Raw genomic sequence first — 17,308 nt, forward strand, 5'->3', positions numbered from 1 at the left:
CCTAACAGAACAAATAGTGTGTGATGCGCAACTTTCGTTACTTTAAAAAATAATAGCAATGAAAACATATATTTATAGCAGTTTGCTGGGCTTGGGCTTAATGCTCGCGGCCTGTAATATGGAAAAAGACCCGATCGGTCTGCTTACGCCGGATCAGATCAGCGACAGTCCGTCGGAGGCAACGTTGACCTCGGCCGTCAATAGTACGTACGAACCGCTCCGTAATACAACGGGCTTTCTGGGTGATGGTAGTTGGACGCGCGGGCTGTTTATTCGTCCTGATTTTGTGATGGAGGATATCGCCGGAGGTGATATGAATAAAAAATGGGTGTCTGACGGTGATCAGGCCTGGATGGATGAGGTGGGGCGCTTTTCGTTCACGGCGGATAACCCCGCGTTTAATGGCCTCTGGACTTATGCTTTTGAGGGCGTGTCGAGAGCTAATCTGGCAATCGATAAACTGGGTAATCCGGAAACGGTGCAGCAGGCCGGTGTTTCGCAGGATCTGGCGAGACGTATGTTGGGAGAGGTGCTTTTCCTTCGTGCTTATTATTATTTCGAGCTGGTGACCAATTTCGGAGATGTGCCGCTTTTGACAAAACCGCTGACCGACTTTGACGAAGCTTATGAAGTGGCGGTACGGGTACCGAAAGAACAGATCTGGCAACAGATAAATGCTGATCTACAACAGGCAGCGCAATTGATTCCGGATACGAGGCGCGCTGCTGAAAATGAGCCTTGGCGTGTTTCGTGGGGTGCCGTATTGGCTCTTGAGGCCAAGGTAGCTTTATTCAACGAACAATGGCAAGAAGTGTTGACTAAGATCGATAGGTTGCAGCAGAAGGGGTATTTCAACCTGAATAGCAATTATTTCGATAGCTTTAGCAATAGTAAAAAGTTTAACGACCGGGAAGTGATTTTTGCGTATAACCACACGCAAGGGACTTTGCCAAAAAATGGTAATGGCATTGGTTCGCTCTTGGGTTGGGGTTTTCTTGCGCCTACGGATGACTTTGTCGCCTCGTTTGAACCGAACGACCCGCGTTTGGATTATACGGTTAATGTAGCGGATCGCTTAGTGTATAAATTAATGGGGGAACTGAATGCTGCTAATCGCGGAAATGGCGACTCGCCGACCAACAAAATTCTGATACGTTGGGCAGATGTTCTTCTCTGGAAGGCGGAAGCCTATCTGGAAACAGGCGATTATCAGCAGGCTATTCGTCTGATAAATGAGGTACGTGCTCGTGCTCGGAACACCTCTACGGTTACGGGCGGAACAGCACCAAGTGGAACACTACCGGACCGCAATTTACAGGTGACAGATCCGGCCATAATCAAAGCTTGGCTTATGCAGGAAAGGAGAGCGGAGTTAGGTTTTGAACATCATCGCTTTAGCGACTTGAGACGATGGGGAGTGGCCGAACAAGTGCTGAAGGCTATGGGTAAGAATTTTAATCCCAATCATTATCTGTATCCGGTGCCGCAGCGGGAGATCGATTTGTCGGGTGGTACGATTACGCAGAACAGTGGATATTAACTTTTCAACGAAAATGATTTATTAATTAAAGTACGAATATGAAGAAGCGATTTTTGCCAGTGATAATGGCAATGGGAATATGCGTTGCCGGAGTTCTTCCTTCACAGGCGCAGCATAAAACAAATAAACTACCTGATTGGGCCTTCGGCGGTTTTGTCCGCCCGGCTGGTGTAAACCCGGTTATTTCTCCGCGCGAAAATACCACGTTTCTTGACCCGATGAGTAGGAAGGATGTTGCTTGGGAATCTAATGATACGTTTAACCCGGCAGCGGCCGTAAAGGATGGTGAAGTTGTTGTCCTGTACCGTGCCGAAGATAAGTTCGGTGTGAAAATAGGCCATCGTACCTCGCGTCTGGGGTATGCAGTTAGTAAAGATGGTCTTTCTTTTACGAGAAAGGATAAGCCCGTTTTTTATCCGGCGAATGATGGACAGAAAGATTTCGAATGGCCGGGGGGAACGGAAGATCCGCGAGTGGCTGTTACGGAGGATGGTACTTACGTGATGTTTTATACCCAATGGAACAGAAAAATCGCGCGATTGGGCGTGGCTACTTCGAAGGATTTAGTGCATTGGGAAAAGCATGGGCAAATTTTTGCGAAAGCGAAAAACGCGGCGCTGATTGTGGATAAATTCCATAAATCAGCCTCCATTGTGACAACGGTGAAAAATGATAAGCAGGTAATTACCAAAGTGAATGGCAAGTACTGGATGTATTGGGGCGAAAATGGAGTTTTCGGAGCGACATCGGATAATTTGATAGACTGGGAACCTGTTGTGGATGGGAACGGGGCCCTGAAGGCGTTCATTTCGCCGAGAGCAGGGTACTTCGATAGCGATTTAACGGAATGTGGCCCGCCTGCGGTGTTAACAGAAAAGGGTATTTTGCTATTATACAATGGAAAAAATAATCCGGAACGTGGGGATAAGCGTTTTAACCGGGGAACTTACAGTGCCGGCCAGGTGCTTTTTGATCGGAATGATCCAACAAAGGTCATCGGCCGATTGGATGTGCCGTTCTTGAGACCAATGGAACCGTTTGAGAAGAGTGGGCAATATAGAGATGGAACGGTGTTTATTGAAGGGTTGGTTTATTTCGGGAAAAAATGGTATCTGTATTACGGTTGCGCGGATTCAAAAGTAGGGGTTGCCGTTTATGATCCGGCCAATCCGGCACAGCCCGACCCGTTGCCTTGATATACGTTTAAAAGGTGAAAAATTATTTTAATTCTATATGCAAACAACTGTCCTTAGTGCAGACGTAGGAGGCTCGCATATTACTGCGGCCGTCATTCATCCGGTAACGCAATCGATAGTCGATGATACATTAATCCGCAAAAAAATTGATGCGCATGCTCCGGCCTCCACTATTCTGGAGGCCTGGACTTGTGCCTTGATTGAGGCGCAAGAGGCCTCTGGCAAGCAATGTACAGACCTAGCGGTGTCGATGCCCGGTCCTTTCGACTACGAAAACGGAATCTCATTGATCAAAGGCATGAATAAATATGAGGCGCTGTATGGCTTTAACGTGAAAGAGGTCTTTGCTGAACGAGTGAAACTACCGCCCAGTCGCGTCCGCTTTTTGAATGATGCGGAAGCTTTTCTCCGTGGCGAGATTATAGGCAGTAACTTGGCGGAGAAAAGCCGGGTTCTGGGGTTGACAATGGGAACTGGCCTGGGAGCCGCATTTTTCAACTCAAGAGTAGTAAAAGATCTGAATCTCGGTTCCTCCCGCTTTCTGGATGGGATAGCGGAAGATTATATATCAACCCGTGGCTTATTAACTTATTATCGCTCTTTAGGCGGTGCCGGAATTGATGATGTCAAATCATTGGCTGAAGTGATTTCCGGAGATCGTAAGGCAAAAGAGACAATGGCCCAATTGGCCCATTGGTTGGCCGATTTCCTTTTAATTCATTTGATAGCACTAAAGCCCGATGCGGTGATTATAGGCGGGAATATCAGTAAAGCTTACCACTTATTTCTGCCGGAGGTTGTTGAAAGGCTAGCTGCACAAAAAATTCTTGTTCCGATAAAAGTAGCGATGATGGGAGAGCAGGCTGCTCTTCTCGGCGCTGCTTCATTGATTAATAGTTAAACATAGCATAAATGAACGCTATTTCCAAATATGGCTTTGCCATTCGATGCTCACTCATTGCATCTTTAGGGGGTTTTCTTTTTGGTTTTGAAACGGCCGTTATTTCCGGTGCGGAAAAAAACATACAGCAACTCTGGACACTTAATTCGTTTTGGCAGGGATTCACCGTATCGGCCAGTTTGATTGGAACGGTTATAGGCGCGATGGTGGCCAGTATACCGGCGCAGCAATTTGGACGTAAAAAAGTATTGATCGTGGTTGCCCTTGCTTATTTATGTTCAGCCGTGGGATGTGCTTTATCGTACACCTGGTTATTGTTCATCTTATTCCGATTCATCGGTGGGCTGGCCGTTGGTGTATCTTCCGTTGTTGGGCCTATTTATATTTCGGAAATTGCTCCGGCTGAGCGCCGGGGTCGGTTGACAGCCTCTTTTCAGTTTATGATTGTGCTGGGAATATTTATTGCCTATCTGACAAATTTTCTTTTTGTGGGACTGGGCGATGAAGCTTGGCGCTGGATGTTGGGTATTATGGTGGTGCCTTCGGTACTCTTTTTTTGCCTTCTGCAGCTTGTTCCGGAGAGCCCACGGTGGTTGGCTATCAATGGTTATAACGATAAGGCGCATGCTGTCTTTCGTAAATTGGGAGAGGAGGGAGCTATGAACAGCGTATTACAGACTGATCAAGTGGGTAAAGGAGCGCACGACCGTTTATTTCAAAAGAAATATCTGAAGCCCATTTTGTATGCTGTTATATTGGCGATGTTTAACCAGTTAAGTGGTATCAATGCCATTCTCTATTATGCTCCTCGCATTTTTGAATTGGCGGGTTTTGATCAAAAGTTGGCTTATCTGCAACCGGTATTTATAGGAGGTGCTAATTTATTGTTTACCTGCCTGGCGATGTTCTTCATCGATAAGTTTGGTCGAAAACGACTGCTGTTGATCGGTAGTTTAGGAATGTTTGTGTTTTTGGGCTTGGTTGCCCATGCTTTTAGTCAGGGTATCGCAGCCGCTTCTTCGGTGCTGATTTATTTGATCGGTTTTATTGCATTCTTTGCCTTTTCGCAAGGTGCGGTAATCTGGGTTTTTATCTCGGAGATATTCCCGAATAGCGTTCGCTCTCAGGGTAGCTCGCTCGGTAGTTTCACCCATTGGATCATGGCTGCCGTTATTTCTTGGCTCTTTCCGATTATCGCCGAAGGTAGCCCTAATGGCGGTTATTATTCTTTTATCTTTTACAGTCTGATGATGGCTGTTTCTTTTTTCTTCATTTGGAGATTTATGCCGGAAACTAAAGGGAAATCACTGGAGGAAATTCAAGAAGCCTTGTAGTTCCGTATTGGTTGTTGGTTGTTGGTTATTGGTTATTCGTTATTGGTTGTTCGTTGTTGGTGTAGCGGAGTGATGCGGGATTATCGAAGCGACAGAAGCAGTGGCAGGAGTACTAGCTAAAGCTGAAAACCGACGGCTGAAAGCTGACGGCAGTTCAATTAAACGATTGCCTAAACTCGACCGGTGATAGATCGGTCTTGGATTTGAACAGTTTACTGAACGATTGTGAATGTTCGAAACCCAAGGCGTAAGCTATTTCGGAAACTGATAAATTGGTGGTCGAAAGTTTTTCTTTGGCCTTGTCGATCAGTTTGTTGTGAATATGCTGTTGGGTGCTTTGCCCGGTGAGCACTTTGAGTAGGGTGCTTAAATATTTTTGCGAGATGTGCAGCTGATCGGCAACATACTGAACGGAGGGTAGACCTCTTGAAATCAAATCTTCTTGATCGAAATAATGATTTAAAAGCTCTTCCAGACGATGTAACACCTGATGGTTGGATTTTTCTCTGGTGAGGAACTGACGATGATAAAACCGTTCGGAATAACTCAATAAAGTTTCAATTTGCGAAATAATGATCTGTTTGCTGAACTTGTCGATATTGGCATGGTATTCCTGACGGATATTCTCGATGATGGGATTCAACGTCGCCTCTTCTTTTTCTGATAGGAATAGCGCCTCGTTTATCGCATAATCAAAATATTCATACTGTTTAATGGCTTTTGCTAAGGGTGTATTCCAGAAAAAATCGGGGTGAACTAGCAACATCCAACCGGAGCGAATTTGGTTTTGCGTAGCATGAGGTTCGTGTTCGATTTTAAAAACTTGATTTGGTGCAATAAATCCCAAAACGCCTTCATCAAAATCGTATGCCTGCTGTCCGTATTTCATTTTGAAATCGATGCCTCTTTTTAGCGATACTTGATAAAAATCAAATATCCAACTTTTGCCACGGATATCGGCCGAACGTGGAATGGTACCAAAATCAATGACGCTGATGAGCGGATGTTCGGGTTGTGCTAAACCGCGTGATTTATGAAATTCGCTGATGGTTTTTAACCGGATGGGTGACTGGTTTTCCATGATCGAGCTTAATTTTTGGGTGTAAAAGTTTGTCATTGCAGCGAACCGACAATGACAAACTGATGTTTAAATTTAGAAATAATTTTCCCGCATATCTTCTAATAAACCAATATGCGTGGGTTTCCAGTCCAGCTGTTCTTGTGTTTTGCTTCCGATAGCGGCGCCTTCAAAGGTAATGAAACGGCCCATCCAGTCAAAATGTGTTACAGTGGCTTCTCCCGAAACGGATTGAACAGGTAACTGCAATTGTTTGCCGATTAACGTGGCAATTGTTTTTATTTCAATGGATTGATCGCCTACAACATTATACACGGCTCCTTTCGCTGCTTTCTCTACAGCCAAGCGGTAAGCTTTGGCCGCATCTAAACGATGTACCGCCGACCAATGGTTTTTCCCTTCCTCCGGATAGGCCGAAACACCATTTTTGCGTGCCTGTGCAATAATAAACGGAATAAAGCCTTTATCGCCTTTGTCATGAACGGATGGTGGTAAACGAACTACCGATGCATGAACGCCTGCTTCTGCCAGTGCCAAGGCCGTGGCTTCTGAAGGTCGTGGTGAATTTCCAACCGGACTTTCTTCTGTAATAAAGCCATTGATAGGGGTTAATCCTAACATGCCGGAGGTTACCACCAGAGGCTTGTTGGTGCCTGCCAAGACATTTCCCATAGTCTGGATAGCGGTTTTATCCACTTCACCTGCTTTTTGGTATTGCGTAAAATCATGGATAAAAGCAGTGTGAATAATGCCGTCGACCTGTGAGGCGCCTTGTTTTAAAATTTCTAAATCTTCAAGTGTTCCTAATAAAGCCGATGCGCCTGCATCACGGATAATTTTCGCGGATGCTTCTGAACGCGCCAAGCCTATGACCTGATGTCCTGCTCGGATTAATTCCTTCACTACTGCAGAGCCGATGAAGCCTGATGCTCCTGTTACAAATATGTTCATCTTTTAACTATTTTGTTTGATACAAAGTTCTTCCATGAACGAAATAATACTGTAGCCGAACGTCAGATTGCTGTAGCCGAAAGGGTAGTTGTGAGAGTAGTTAAGTGGTTGAGTAGGTTTTTTTAAGTGATGAGTTACGAGTGTTGAATGATGAATAGTAGCCGTGGAAGTGGCACTTGTTTGTCGTTGGGTAGGCTAACGAAAGCCTAAAGCTGAAGTCAATAATTAGCCAATTTGATGTTGGGTGATGAGTTTTTTTATAAGCGATGAATGATGCCTGCCTGCCGGTAGGCAGGAATTTTTGTTGCCGCCCCTTATAGCCGAAAGCTGACTGCTGATAGCTGAAAGCCGAATGCCGGTTGCTAATCCTAAAACCTATAGCACATTACTGCTAGCCAAGTAGATTTCAGTTTATTTTCTGTTTGATACGATCAATCAACTGATTGAATTGGGGGTTGTTGGGACGTAATTGACTCAACCTTTCTGCCCAGCGTAGGGCGTCTTTCAATGCCGGGTCGCCATTGTTTAATACCATGTCAAAGGTATTGCTGGCCTCATAGAGATAAACACAGATCTCGCCGGTGTAGATTTTTTGCGCGAAGGCTTTGTCTTCGGCTGTAATTTCAGTGCTATCCCTTTCTCCGCTATAATAGGGTTGCATAAGCGCAGTATAACGCCGTTTGTCTTCTGCTTGTATGCTGTCTGTTGCTATATCCATGCTGTTGGCCACGAAAGCATAACCCGCTTTTTTAGCTGTTTCGGTGTCTTTTGCGCGCTGTGCGTAGCGTAACTGCAACAGATAGAAGTGTCTCTGTTGCTTGGGACTTAGCTGCTGTTTGAGTGCGTCCACCTGATTAAAAAAACTGGGTATCTCTTGTAAGCGGTTTTCTTTCAGCGCGGCGCTAGCTGCATCTGTTAATAAGTTAAAGAGCACGGGTGCCAGTTTTTGCCGCCGTGCTTGGTCTACCGTAGGATAGGTTTTTAGTAATAGGTCAAAAGCAGCGCCTTTAGCATGGTTGAGATTGTCACGGATGAAATCAATGTTAGCCGGGTTTTCACGCTCGGTGCTGCTTTGGGCCTTGATATAGGCATCAAATGCCAAGCTGTTATCAAGGCCTAAATCTTTCTTCTGGATGATATAGGTTTTTAGAAAATGCGGATCCCGATTGCCCCCTTCAAATTGCTTATCCATTTTAGCTAATACCTGCTCACGATTTTTTGCTACTGCGTCATGCGCATAAGCCATAAAGGTGTCCGGCTCTTGGTAATCCACTACCCGTGCCAATAACACACCTTTGGGTGTCAGGTAAAGATAGGTTGGATAAGCGTGTACTTCGTATTGCTTGGCGAGCTTTATACCTTCGCCCCGTTCTGCATTCAATTTGTAATTGATGAATGCCTTGTTATAAACGGCGCCCACGGCTGCAAGGGGTAGTACTTCTTGGTCCATTCGTTTACAGGGGGGGCACCAATCGGTATAAACATCCACAAAAATAGGCTTGTTCTGTTCCTTCGCAAGCTGCAACAGGGCCTTCCACGATCCTTCAAAGAATTGTACACCGTCTTCTGCGCTAGCGAGCAAGGGAGAAAGGATTAAACCTATATAGAGGAGCGTATTTGCCAGGATGCTTTTCATCATTCAATAATTAGCAGGTTTAAAATAAATATCGCTTATGAAGTGCAATGATACGAATATAAGGAATTTTGGGGATTAGTTGAGTAGTTAAGTAGTTAAGTAGTTAAGTAGTTAAGTGGTTGAGTGGTTAAGTAGTTGAGTGGTTGAGTGGTTGAGTTGTAGAATAGTTGAGTAGTTAAGTTGTAGAATAGTGGCAGTGGCAGTTGCCAAGGCGGTAGCGCGAGCTCAAACCTTATACCCTAAAGCTTATACCTTTACTGGGAGTATGAGCCGATTAGCCCCTTATAGCCGAAAGCTGATGGCTGAAAGCTGGTTGCTGAAACGGGTGATAAGTTTAGCGTTGTAGGTTGTATGGAAGATCGATTTTGTGTATCTTTAACATAAATTTCAATGGAATGGAACAGCTTCAATTGATAGAAAAAGTGAAAAAGATACCACCTGCTTATCAGCAGGAAGTAGAGGATTTTATTGATTTTATCTTAGAAAAAAAAGTTGCTAAAGAGAAAAAAGTTAAACGCAAGTTAGGTTTGTTGAAGGGCAAACTGAGCATGGATAGTGATTTTGATGCACCTTTAGATGATTTCAAGGATTACATGTAATGGGACAGTTTCTTCTTGATACACATGTACTTCTTTGGATGCAAGATGATAATGATCAGCTTCCTGATCATATTAAAGAAGCTTTAAGTGACGCTTCGAACGATCTTTATATTAGTATAGTATAGCAGTTATTAGTTATGCTCTGCCATCCGATAGCTGGAAGCTAATTCCTAAAACCTTAAAGTCTACAGCTTATACCTTTACTGGGAGTATGAGCCGATTATTTCTTTTAATCGGCTCAAAAAAATGACATATTTGAGCCGATTATATACACGAATCGGCTCACTATGTACAACTGGCAATATAAAGATTGGCCTAATTTCACGTATTCTATAACAGATCTATCCGCCCCTAGCCTAGTATTTGCAAGGGAGCTTGATTAAGTTGTAGAATAGTGGCAGTAGCAGTTGCCAAGGCGGTAGCGCGAGCTCAAACCTTATACCCTAAAGCTTATAGCTTCCACCTTATTGATCGCTGACTGCCGAAAGCTGCCCTCCGATTGCTGAAAGCTAATGCTGACGGCTGCTCCTAAGCCCCATGGTACGGAATTAAAGAAAAATGGCACGATATAAGAAGGGTTTTAGTAATAATGTCTTTAACTTAGTCTTACAAAGAACAAACCGAGTTTAACGATCTCGCCTATACATTTGAGATTTAACACTCATAGATAATTTAATTGGATGAAAAAAGTAGTTTGTTTTGGAGAAGTGCTTTGGGACGTGCTTCCTGAAGGGAAAAAACCGGGCGGTGCCCCCATGAATGTAGCTTATCATCTAAACCGGCTAGGGATAGCGAGTTATATGGTAAGTCGGGTCGGCGATGATCCGTTGGGACAGGAACTGACTATGTTCTTGAAAAAAATGGGTTTGCCTACCGAATACATTCAACTGGATAAAGATCAAAAAACCAGTGAAGTGATTGCTACAGAAGGAGCTAATCACGAGATGAGCTATGAGATCGTACAGCCGGTGGCTTGGGATTTTATTCGTTTCGATAGTCAAACAGCTAATTTGGTTGAAAACGCTGATTTAATGGTGTTTGGTAGTTTGGCCGCCCGCAGTGAGCTTAGCCGCGCTACACTATATGATCTGATTGCGCACGCTAAATTGAGACTTTTTGATGTTAATTTTCGTGCACCGCATTATGAACAAGCTACTATTGAATACCTACTGGACAAGGCTGACATCGTAAAACTGAACAACCATGAACTACGCATTATTGCCTCGTGGTTTGGTGATGAAGGCGGTCAGGAACACGAGCACGTAAATCGTTTGCAGGACAAATATAAGATCGGAGAGATCATTGTAACCAAAGGTGGAGAGGGTGCTTCTTACTATACACCTATGGAGCGATATGATTTCAAAGCATATCCGGTTATTGTGAAAGATACGGTAGGTAGCGGCGACTCTTTTTTGGCTGCTTTTGTAGCGCAAAAGTTATTAGGGAAATCGACGGAAGATATATTGGATTATGCGGCTGCATTGGGGGCTTATGTTACCTCGCAGGCAGGAGCCAACCCGGATTACAAAAGCTCCGATTTAGTACGTTTTATGTGGCAGAAGCAGTTAGAGCAACTCAAATGGCAATGAGATCAAAAATGTTTATTTGATTTAATAAAAAAACAAACAGATGAGAACTTTTGCGATCAAATTTTTAACAATTGCCCTGCTGTCGATTAACTATCTTCCATTAAGTGCAGGTGAAATTGAAATCAAAATCAATAAGAAATACCTTAACTTTCCGGTATCACATAAGGAAGAGCGCCGGAAGATGACTTTCAGTGTGGATGGTAAAGCTGATCTTTCGGTGGTTATTAGACTGACTAAAGCTACACCTGATTATTGGGTTTTTAAAGATGTTTCGGATTTGCGAGGAAAAACATTGAAGATAAGCTATGAGGGCGATGAGGCAGGACTGGCGAAAATTTATCAGGATGATAAACTGGCTGGACAAGATAGCCTTTATAAAGAGAAAAATCGGCCACAGTTTCATTTTACGACCCGCAGGGGATGGATCAATGATCCGAATGGTTTACTTTTTTATGAGGGGGAGTATCATTTGTTTTACCAGCATAATCCTTATGAGAATGAATGGGAGAATATGCACTGGGGGCATGCAGTGAGTAAAGATTTGGTACACTGGACGGAGTTGCCGGATGCACTTTATCCGGATGAGCTGGGAACGATGTTTTCAGGTTCGGCTGTAATTGATTATAACAATACAGCTGGTTATAATAAAGGTAAAACGCCCGCTATGGTAGCTGCTTATACGGCAGCCGGGCCGGATAAGCAGGTGCAGTGTATTGCCTACAGCCTCGATAAAGGGCGGACGTTTACAAAATACGAATCGAATCCAATCGTTGATTCCAAAGCGAAGTGGAATAGCCCGGATACGCGCGATCCGAAGGTGTTTTGGTACAAGCCGGGAAAACACTGGGTAATGGTGCTTAACGAGCGGGATGGTCATTCTATCTATACGTCTAACGATTTGAAAAAGTGGAACTACGAAAGTCATGTTACCGGTTTTTGGGAGTGCCCCGAACTTTTCGAACTGCCGGTAGACGGGGATATCAATAATACCAAATGGGTGATGTATGGAGCTTCGGGTACTTATATGCTGGGGTCTTTTGATGGGAAAGTGTTTAAGCCGGAAGCTGGTAAATATGTCTATACAACAGGATCAGTTTATGCGGCACAAACCTTTACGGATATGCCGGACGGACGACGTGTGCAAATTGGCTGGGGACAAATAACACATCCCGGTATGCCTTTTAGAGGGATGATGCAATTGCCAACGGAGCTAACGCTGCGCAATACGAAAGAGGGTCCCCGCCTTTTTAGTCGGCCCCCTAAAGAAACAGAACAGCTTTTTACATCGGTTCGGAAGGAAACGAACTTAACAACCGAACGTGCTAATCAATTGCTTGCATCATATTCGGAGGCGGATGGCTTGCGGGTGAAGACGACCATTAAATTGTCTCATGCCACTAGTGCCGGGCTTAATCTTTTTGGGCAACGAATTGTAGATTATGATTTGAATTATAATAAACTGAATGGTCTGTTTTATTCGCCGAACGATCCAACCAGTATGGAAATTTCGGCCGATATTTACATCGATAAAACCAGCGTTGAAGTATTTATTGATGGCGGTGCCTACTCTTATTCCATGCCTAGAAAAGCGGAAGACAATAATAAAGAGGGCTTCCATTTCTGGGGAAATAATATTGAGATAACTGATTTGGAGATCTTAAACGTTCGATCTATCTGGAATTAGGGATGATGTTTGTGACTTGCTAGTAGTGCTAAATAGTTCAGTCGGTAAGTAGTAAAATAGCGCTAATAACGTGACTGCGGCGCCACTGAAGACCAAAAATAGGGAATTAGTAATGCCTGCCGACAGGCATTACTATTCCCTTAATACTTAAATATAAATGTCGCTTTATTCCGGGCTTTGGTATTCGGGTTCTACATAGCCACCGGGAACGTAGCGGGATTTATCATTGGTATGCCAGGCGTATACGCCTTGTATCATAATCCCGATTGTATATACGTAATCATAGGCAAGTTCCTGCCACCGCCCGAAATTTGGTAAGTGCTCGTGTAGTATCTTAAACTCGTTTAGAAGCTTATCATGATAATCCAGGGCCATCTTATAGGCTTCTTCCCATGATACGTTATTTTCATTGTGTATAACTTTTACGATATTGATGACATCGCCTTTCCGACTCAACTCCTTCGGTAACGAAATAATGTCGTTATGCACGCCGATCATAAGGGCTGCCAAGGTGTGCAAGCTCAAAATATGGGGATGTTCTAACACCTCATCGGGCAAATTGCGAAAATCTTTTTGCATGGCTACATATTTACAAAAAGGTAAACCGCCACTGGTATCTTCGCGAAGTACCAAATAGACTGGGAATGGAGGTATAGTATCGGCCTTCATATAGCGTTTTTCATCCTGATAACCGATTAACAGGGTATGAATACTAGCTATGAATTTATCATACAGCCGCTGTGGCATGTCACATTTAATGGCTCGCTGCCTTATTAAGTAGAACTGACGGAATATGCCGAAGTCTGTAGGCTCTTCTTTCTCTTGTCCACTGAGTATGGCTATACTCCGTTGTCTTATACGACACATTTCTTCGTGGCTACAATGGTCAAAATAATCATCCATCATGGCTCCATTGGCTGCGAAACTTGCGATCGGAAACAGTTCATCCAGCGTTTTTAAGAAGGGTAAACCACGGGCTGCTATATCTGTCAGCACATGCTTTTTGTGTGTTTCGCGTGCTTTCTCGGAATGAAAGGTATAATCTGTATCGATCCAATTATAATATATTTCCCGCATCTCTTGTGCAAAGGGAGAAATTAGATTAGGGAAAGGGTATTCAGGACGTTGCATGTTCTGGAATAATGCGTAGAATTCTTGTTCCTTTGTCATTGTGTCGAGTTTTTAACGATTTAAACATGCCGCAGCTGCTCTGTTAACAGCACGATTACTATTCCATAAAGAAACTTACGTTTATAATATTAAATAAATATAATTATCTATTTATTAAAAAAGGAAAGTTCATTCTGTTCATTTTGTTCGATGTCAGTGAGAGCCGTGGTTGAGTAGCTAAGTAGTTGAGTTGTTGAGTAGTTAAGTAGTTGAGTGGTTAAGTAGGTATTTAAAAGTGATGAATGATGCCTGCCTGCCGGTAGGCAGGAATTTTGAATGATGAATTTCAGTTGTGAGGCTAGTTAACTAGTTGAGTAGTTAAGTAGTTAAGTTGTCGAGTGGTTAAGTAGTTGAGTAGTTAAGTGGTTGAGTCGTGAGTTGTCGTTGCAAGTGATGAAATCACACGGGGCTCTCGCGGATAGTACAAAACGGCCTTCTAGGGTGAGCGTAAAGAAAATTCAATTAGAAGGGTAGAAAAAACGTTATGCGAAGAAGTGGAGGGAAAGAAATGAGGATTGGGGCAGCTCCGCAGAACGGCGCGGGGCAATTGAATTTTTAGCGAAACCTAGACAGCCTTGACTTTTGGTTCTTTTTGTCAAGAAAAAGAACAACAAATAATATTAATTAAAAATAATCATGAAATCCTTAGAAGGAAAGCCGACATCCGAAAGCTGATACAAATGATGAGTGATGAATTTCAGTTGTGAGGATAGTTGACTAGTTGAGTAGTTAAGTAGTCGAGTGGTTAAGTAGTTGAGTTGTTAAGTAGTTAAGTGGTTGAGTAGTTAAATAGTTGAGTGGTTAAGTAGTTGAGTTGGAAAAATAATGACAAAAACAGTTGCAGCGGCGTCAAGCTACCGGCGGGCTAACGAGAGCTGAAAGCCGACATCCGAAAGCTGCTAGCACTATTTGCATCTTAAAAATATTTATCGTAATATTGCAATAAATAATAAGATCATGGGCGTTACCAGAACAGAAATATTTACGGAAGAGCAGAACAGAATAGCTGTTCTTTTGAAAGCAATGGCCCATCCCGCCCGTATTGCCATCTTGCAATACATCATGGCTTCAAAGACTTGTATCAATGGGGATCTGGTGGAAGAGCTGGGTTTGGCGCAAGCAACTATATCGCAGCATTTAAAAGAACTTAAAACAGCGGGATTGATACAGGGTACCATTGAAGGGGTCAGTGTCTGCTATTGCATTCACCCTGAAAATTGGCAGCTGCTGAAAGAAACAGTAGGCGCTTTTTTAAATGGATACGTGCCGAACAACGAGTGCTGTTAAAAAAATTTAACCTAATATATCGTAAAATTGCAATATTATGAATACGAAGGAACTAATGACTTGGGGCGATTTCAAATCCCAATTGACAAGGAATGTAGAGGCTATTTTACAATTTCAGTACGCCGAAGATAAATGGGTGGATGCCTCATACCATATCACCGAGATTAAACAAGCGCCTATTACTTCGGTTGATTGTGGAGGTGTGATGAATGCTTGGACGGAGATTATTGTGCAGCTTTGGGAGCCGGCTTCGGACGGTTCGGAAAGAGCCATGAAGGTGGGTAAAGCCTTGTCGATTATTGAATTGGTAGAGAAGTCCCTTCCTTTAAATCCTGCCGGTATTGTTAAGATTGAATTTGGTAATTCGGAATTTGATACCCGTCAACTATTTCCGGGAAACTTGATTTTGAAAGGTGAAAATCTCGTGGTTAACCTTATTCCGGATGCTACGCAATGCAAGGCGATTGGGCGTGGTAGTAGTTGTGGTCCGAAGGATCAGAACGAAACATGCTGTGCGCCTGTTCAGGAAGAAGAAAGCCAAAATAGAATGGTCAATCTAGCGACTGTCCAAAGTTGTACCCCCGGTTCCGGATGCTGCTAGCATAAAATCAAATGAATGGAACTTCGAATCAAAACAATAAAGTAAAAAACAATGAAGAAAATTTTGGTATTATGTACCGGCAATAGTTGCCGCAGTCAGTTGGCAGAAGGTTATTTACGGCATTTTGCGCAAGGAAAGGCTGAGGTATACAGCGCGGGAATTGAAACGCACGGCGTTAATCCGAAAGCGATACAGGTTATGAAAGAGGACGGTATCGACATCTCCGGGCACACCTCCAATCATGTAGATGAATACAGCCATATTGATTTCGATTATGTCATCACCGTGTGTGACAACGCAAAGGAAAGCTGTCCTTACTTCCCTACCAAAGCGAAGCAGTTTCATCACAATTTTCCCGATCCGGCAAAGGCGGTGGGCACTTCAGAAGAAATCCTGAACGAGTTTCGGGCGGTCAGGGATCTGGTTAAAGCCTATATGAAGGATTTTATCGATGAACAGGTTAATAACGAACGATATGTCAGCGAATAATTGCGCACCGATTGCCGGCCGTAAACAGTTAAGCTTTCTTGATCGTTATCTGACTTTATGGATTTTTCTCGCCATGGCCATAGGTGTTGGAATGGGTTATTTTATTCCGTCTACAGCGGCTTTTATTAATTCGTACTCGAGTGGCACAACAAACATTCCCTTGGCGATCGGCTTGATATTAATGATGTATCCGCCTTTGGCAAAGGTGAAGTATGAAAACTTAGGGAACGTATTTAAGGATGTAAAGGTGCTCAGCGTCTCGCTGATTCTAAATTGGCTAATAGGCCCGCTACTGATGTTCTTTTTAGCCGTCACGTTTTTAAGAGATTATCCCGAATATATGATTGGCTTGATCTTGATCGGTTTGGCGCGTTGTATTGCTATGGTGGTGGTTTGGAATGAACTTGCTGAAGGAAACCGAGAATATGCAGCGGGGCTAATTGCGCTTAACAGTATATTTCAGGTACTGTTCTATAGCGTATTCGCTTATATTTTTATTACGGTACTCCCTCCTTTATTCGGAATTGAAGGGGCAGAAGTACACATTACCATCAGTGAAATAGCCAAAAGCGTAGGTATTTATCTGGGGATTCCTTTTGCCATGGGACTGATCAGTCGCTACGGGCTGATTGCTATGAAAGGAGAGCAATGGTTTCAGGAAAAGTTTCTGCCTTTTATATCACCTATTACGCTGATTGCCTTGTTATTTACCATCGTGGTCATGTTCAGTTTAAAGGGCGAATTGATTGTGCAGATTCCGATGGATGTGTTGCGGATAGCCCTTCCACTAATCATCTATTTTGCTTTTATGTTCATTTTCAGTTTCATGATCGGCAAACGCTTCGGAGCGGATTATTCAAAAAACACGTCGATCGCTTTTACAGCAACCGGAAATAATTTTGAGCTGGCTATTGCCGTAGCGATTGGGGTGTTCGGGATCAATTCGGGCCAAGCCTTTGCGGGAGTTATCGGCCCTTTGGTAGAAGTCCCGGCATTGATTGCCCTGGTTAACCTGGCATTTTGGTTGAGAAGGAAATATTATTGAGTTTTAGTTGAGTTGTTGAGTAGTTAAGTTGTTGAGTAGTTAAGTTGTTGAGTAGTTAAGTTGTTGAGTAGGCTTTTCGTAAGTGATGAATGAATTGTGGAATAGTTGATAGTGAGTGGGGAATAATTAATAGTTAACAGTGAGTAGGGAATAGTTAATTGTGAGTAGGGAATAGTTACTAGGAGCTTTATGGGGCGTAAGACATGTT

General features: G+C 43.4%; 15 protein-coding genes. 11 read left to right on the forward strand and 4 right to left on the reverse strand.

Features of this window, described 5'->3' with window-relative positions; genetic code table 11:
* Positions 1 to 58 precede the first annotated feature (58 nt).
* The 4 genes from M1D52_RS07585 to M1D52_RS07600 are packed head-to-tail and all read left to right on the forward strand — an operon-like array spanning position 59 to position 4,971.
* A complete protein-coding gene (locus M1D52_RS07585) occupies positions 59 to 1,540 on the forward strand; it encodes a RagB/SusD family nutrient uptake outer membrane protein (RefSeq protein WP_130856697.1) in 1,482 nt (493 codons plus the stop codon).
* A 38-nt stretch (positions 1,541 to 1,578) separates the two neighbouring features.
* Complete coding sequence (locus M1D52_RS07590) at positions 1,579 to 2,736, forward strand: glycoside hydrolase family 130 protein (RefSeq protein ID WP_130856698.1); 1,158 nt, start codon at positions 1,579 to 1,581, stop codon at positions 2,734 to 2,736.
* A gap of 37 nt (positions 2,737 to 2,773) precedes the next feature.
* On the forward strand, positions 2,774 to 3,637 hold the full coding sequence (locus tag M1D52_RS07595) for an ROK family protein (RefSeq protein WP_437392070.1): 864 nt from the start codon (positions 2,774 to 2,776) through the stop codon (positions 3,635 to 3,637).
* Positions 3,638 to 3,648: 11 nt separating this feature from the next.
* Positions 3,649 to 4,971: a sugar porter family MFS transporter gene (locus M1D52_RS07600; RefSeq protein ID WP_437366431.1), complete on the forward strand. Its 1,323-nt coding sequence runs from the start codon at positions 3,649 to 3,651 to the stop codon at positions 4,969 to 4,971.
* 154 nt (positions 4,972 to 5,125) lie between these two features.
* Here the strand turns inward: M1D52_RS07600 and M1D52_RS07605 are convergent, their stop codons facing one another.
* From M1D52_RS07605 to M1D52_RS07615, 3 genes are all read right to left on the reverse strand, one after another.
* On the reverse strand, positions 5,126 to 6,052 hold the full coding sequence (locus M1D52_RS07605; protein ID WP_437392071.1) for a helix-turn-helix domain-containing protein: 927 nt from the start codon (positions 6,050 to 6,052) through the stop codon (positions 5,126 to 5,128).
* Between the two features lie 72 nt (positions 6,053 to 6,124).
* Entirely contained in the window at positions 6,125 to 7,000 is an 876-nt protein-coding gene (locus M1D52_RS07610) for an SDR family oxidoreductase (RefSeq protein ID WP_437392073.1), read from the reverse strand.
* Positions 7,001 to 7,406: 406 nt separating this feature from the next.
* Positions 7,407 to 8,639, reverse strand: coding sequence for a thioredoxin family protein (locus M1D52_RS07615; protein ID WP_437392075.1), 1,233 nt, complete (start codon positions 8,637 to 8,639; stop codon positions 7,407 to 7,409).
* 392 nt (positions 8,640 to 9,031) lie between these two features.
* On the opposite strand from M1D52_RS07615, the gene vapB reads away from it, so the two are divergent.
* From vapB to M1D52_RS07630, 3 genes are all read left to right on the forward strand, one after another.
* Complete coding sequence (gene vapB / locus M1D52_RS07620; protein ID WP_149106057.1) at positions 9,032 to 9,235, forward strand: type II toxin-antitoxin system VapB family antitoxin; 204 nt, start codon at positions 9,032 to 9,034, stop codon at positions 9,233 to 9,235.
* A 680-nt stretch (positions 9,236 to 9,915) separates the two neighbouring features.
* On the forward strand, positions 9,916 to 10,824 hold the full coding sequence (locus tag M1D52_RS07625; RefSeq protein WP_437392077.1) for a carbohydrate kinase family protein: 909 nt from the start codon (positions 9,916 to 9,918) through the stop codon (positions 10,822 to 10,824).
* Between the two features lie 40 nt (positions 10,825 to 10,864).
* Complete coding sequence (locus M1D52_RS07630; protein ID WP_437392078.1) at positions 10,865 to 12,508, forward strand: 2,6-beta-D-fructofuranosidase; 1,644 nt, start codon at positions 10,865 to 10,867, stop codon at positions 12,506 to 12,508.
* A gap of 165 nt (positions 12,509 to 12,673) precedes the next feature.
* On the opposite strand, the gene M1D52_RS07635 is transcribed toward M1D52_RS07630, so the two are convergent.
* Positions 12,674 to 13,678 (reverse strand): terpene synthase family protein, encoded by a 1,005-nt coding sequence (locus tag M1D52_RS07635; protein ID WP_437365510.1) that lies wholly within the window; start codon positions 13,676 to 13,678, stop codon positions 12,674 to 12,676.
* 957 nt (positions 13,679 to 14,635) lie between these two features.
* On the opposite strand from M1D52_RS07635, the gene M1D52_RS07640 reads away from it, so the two are divergent.
* The 4 genes from M1D52_RS07640 to arsB are packed head-to-tail and all read left to right on the forward strand — an operon-like array spanning position 14,636 to position 17,100.
* A complete protein-coding gene (locus tag M1D52_RS07640; protein WP_013667996.1) occupies positions 14,636 to 14,965 on the forward strand; it encodes an ArsR/SmtB family transcription factor in 330 nt (109 codons plus the stop codon).
* Between the two features lie 37 nt (positions 14,966 to 15,002).
* Positions 15,003 to 15,566 (forward strand): DUF6428 family protein, encoded by a 564-nt coding sequence (locus M1D52_RS07645; RefSeq protein WP_437365512.1) that lies wholly within the window; start codon positions 15,003 to 15,005, stop codon positions 15,564 to 15,566.
* 51 nt (positions 15,567 to 15,617) lie between these two features.
* Entirely contained in the window at positions 15,618 to 16,055 is a 438-nt protein-coding gene (locus M1D52_RS07650) for an arsenate reductase ArsC (RefSeq protein ID WP_437365514.1), read from the forward strand.
* Positions 16,042 to 17,100, forward strand: a complete 1,059-nt coding sequence (gene arsB, locus M1D52_RS07655) for an ACR3 family arsenite efflux transporter (protein ID WP_437365516.1) — start codon at positions 16,042 to 16,044, stop codon at positions 17,098 to 17,100. The genes M1D52_RS07650 and arsB overlap by 14 nt, the downstream gene beginning before the upstream one ends.
* Positions 17,101 to 17,308: the final 208 nt, after the last annotated feature.

The sequence above is a fragment of the Olivibacter sp. SA151 genome (assembly GCF_054130995.1).

Excerpts from the sequence above, each read along its gene's own strand:
- M1D52_RS07600 (WP_437366431.1), top strand. The coding sequence starts at position 3,649 with ATGAACGCTATTTCCAAATATGGCTTTGCCATTCGATGCTCACTCATT.
- M1D52_RS07630 (WP_437392078.1), top strand. The coding sequence starts at position 10,865 with ATGAGAACTTTTGCGATCAAATTTTTAACAATTGCCCTGCTGTCGATT.
- M1D52_RS07650 (WP_437365514.1), top strand. The coding sequence starts at position 15,618 with ATGAAGAAAATTTTGGTATTATGTACCGGCAATAGTTGCCGCAGTCAG.
- M1D52_RS07615 (WP_437392075.1), bottom strand. The coding sequence starts at position 8,639 with ATGATGAAAAGCATCCTGGCAAATACGCTCCTCTATATAGGTTTAATC.
- vapB (WP_149106057.1), top strand. The coding sequence starts at position 9,032 with ATGGAACAGCTTCAATTGATAGAAAAAGTGAAAAAGATACCACCTGCT.
- M1D52_RS07610 (WP_437392073.1), bottom strand. The coding sequence starts at position 7,000 with ATGAACATATTTGTAACAGGAGCATCAGGCTTCATCGGCTCTGCAGTA.
- M1D52_RS07585 (WP_130856697.1), top strand. The coding sequence starts at position 59 with ATGAAAACATATATTTATAGCAGTTTGCTGGGCTTGGGCTTAATGCTC.
- M1D52_RS07625 (WP_437392077.1), top strand. The coding sequence starts at position 9,916 with ATGAAAAAAGTAGTTTGTTTTGGAGAAGTGCTTTGGGACGTGCTTCCT.
- arsB (WP_437365516.1), top strand. The coding sequence starts at position 16,042 with ATGTCAGCGAATAATTGCGCACCGATTGCCGGCCGTAAACAGTTAAGC.
- M1D52_RS07635 (WP_437365510.1), bottom strand. The coding sequence starts at position 13,678 with ATGACAAAGGAACAAGAATTCTACGCATTATTCCAGAACATGCAACGT.
- M1D52_RS07605 (WP_437392071.1), bottom strand. The coding sequence starts at position 6,052 with ATGGAAAACCAGTCACCCATCCGGTTAAAAACCATCAGCGAATTTCAT.
- M1D52_RS07645 (WP_437365512.1), top strand. The coding sequence starts at position 15,003 with ATGAATACGAAGGAACTAATGACTTGGGGCGATTTCAAATCCCAATTG.
- M1D52_RS07640 (WP_013667996.1), top strand. The coding sequence starts at position 14,636 with ATGGGCGTTACCAGAACAGAAATATTTACGGAAGAGCAGAACAGAATA.
- M1D52_RS07595 (WP_437392070.1), top strand. The coding sequence starts at position 2,774 with ATGCAAACAACTGTCCTTAGTGCAGACGTAGGAGGCTCGCATATTACT.
- M1D52_RS07590 (WP_130856698.1), top strand. The coding sequence starts at position 1,579 with ATGAAGAAGCGATTTTTGCCAGTGATAATGGCAATGGGAATATGCGTT.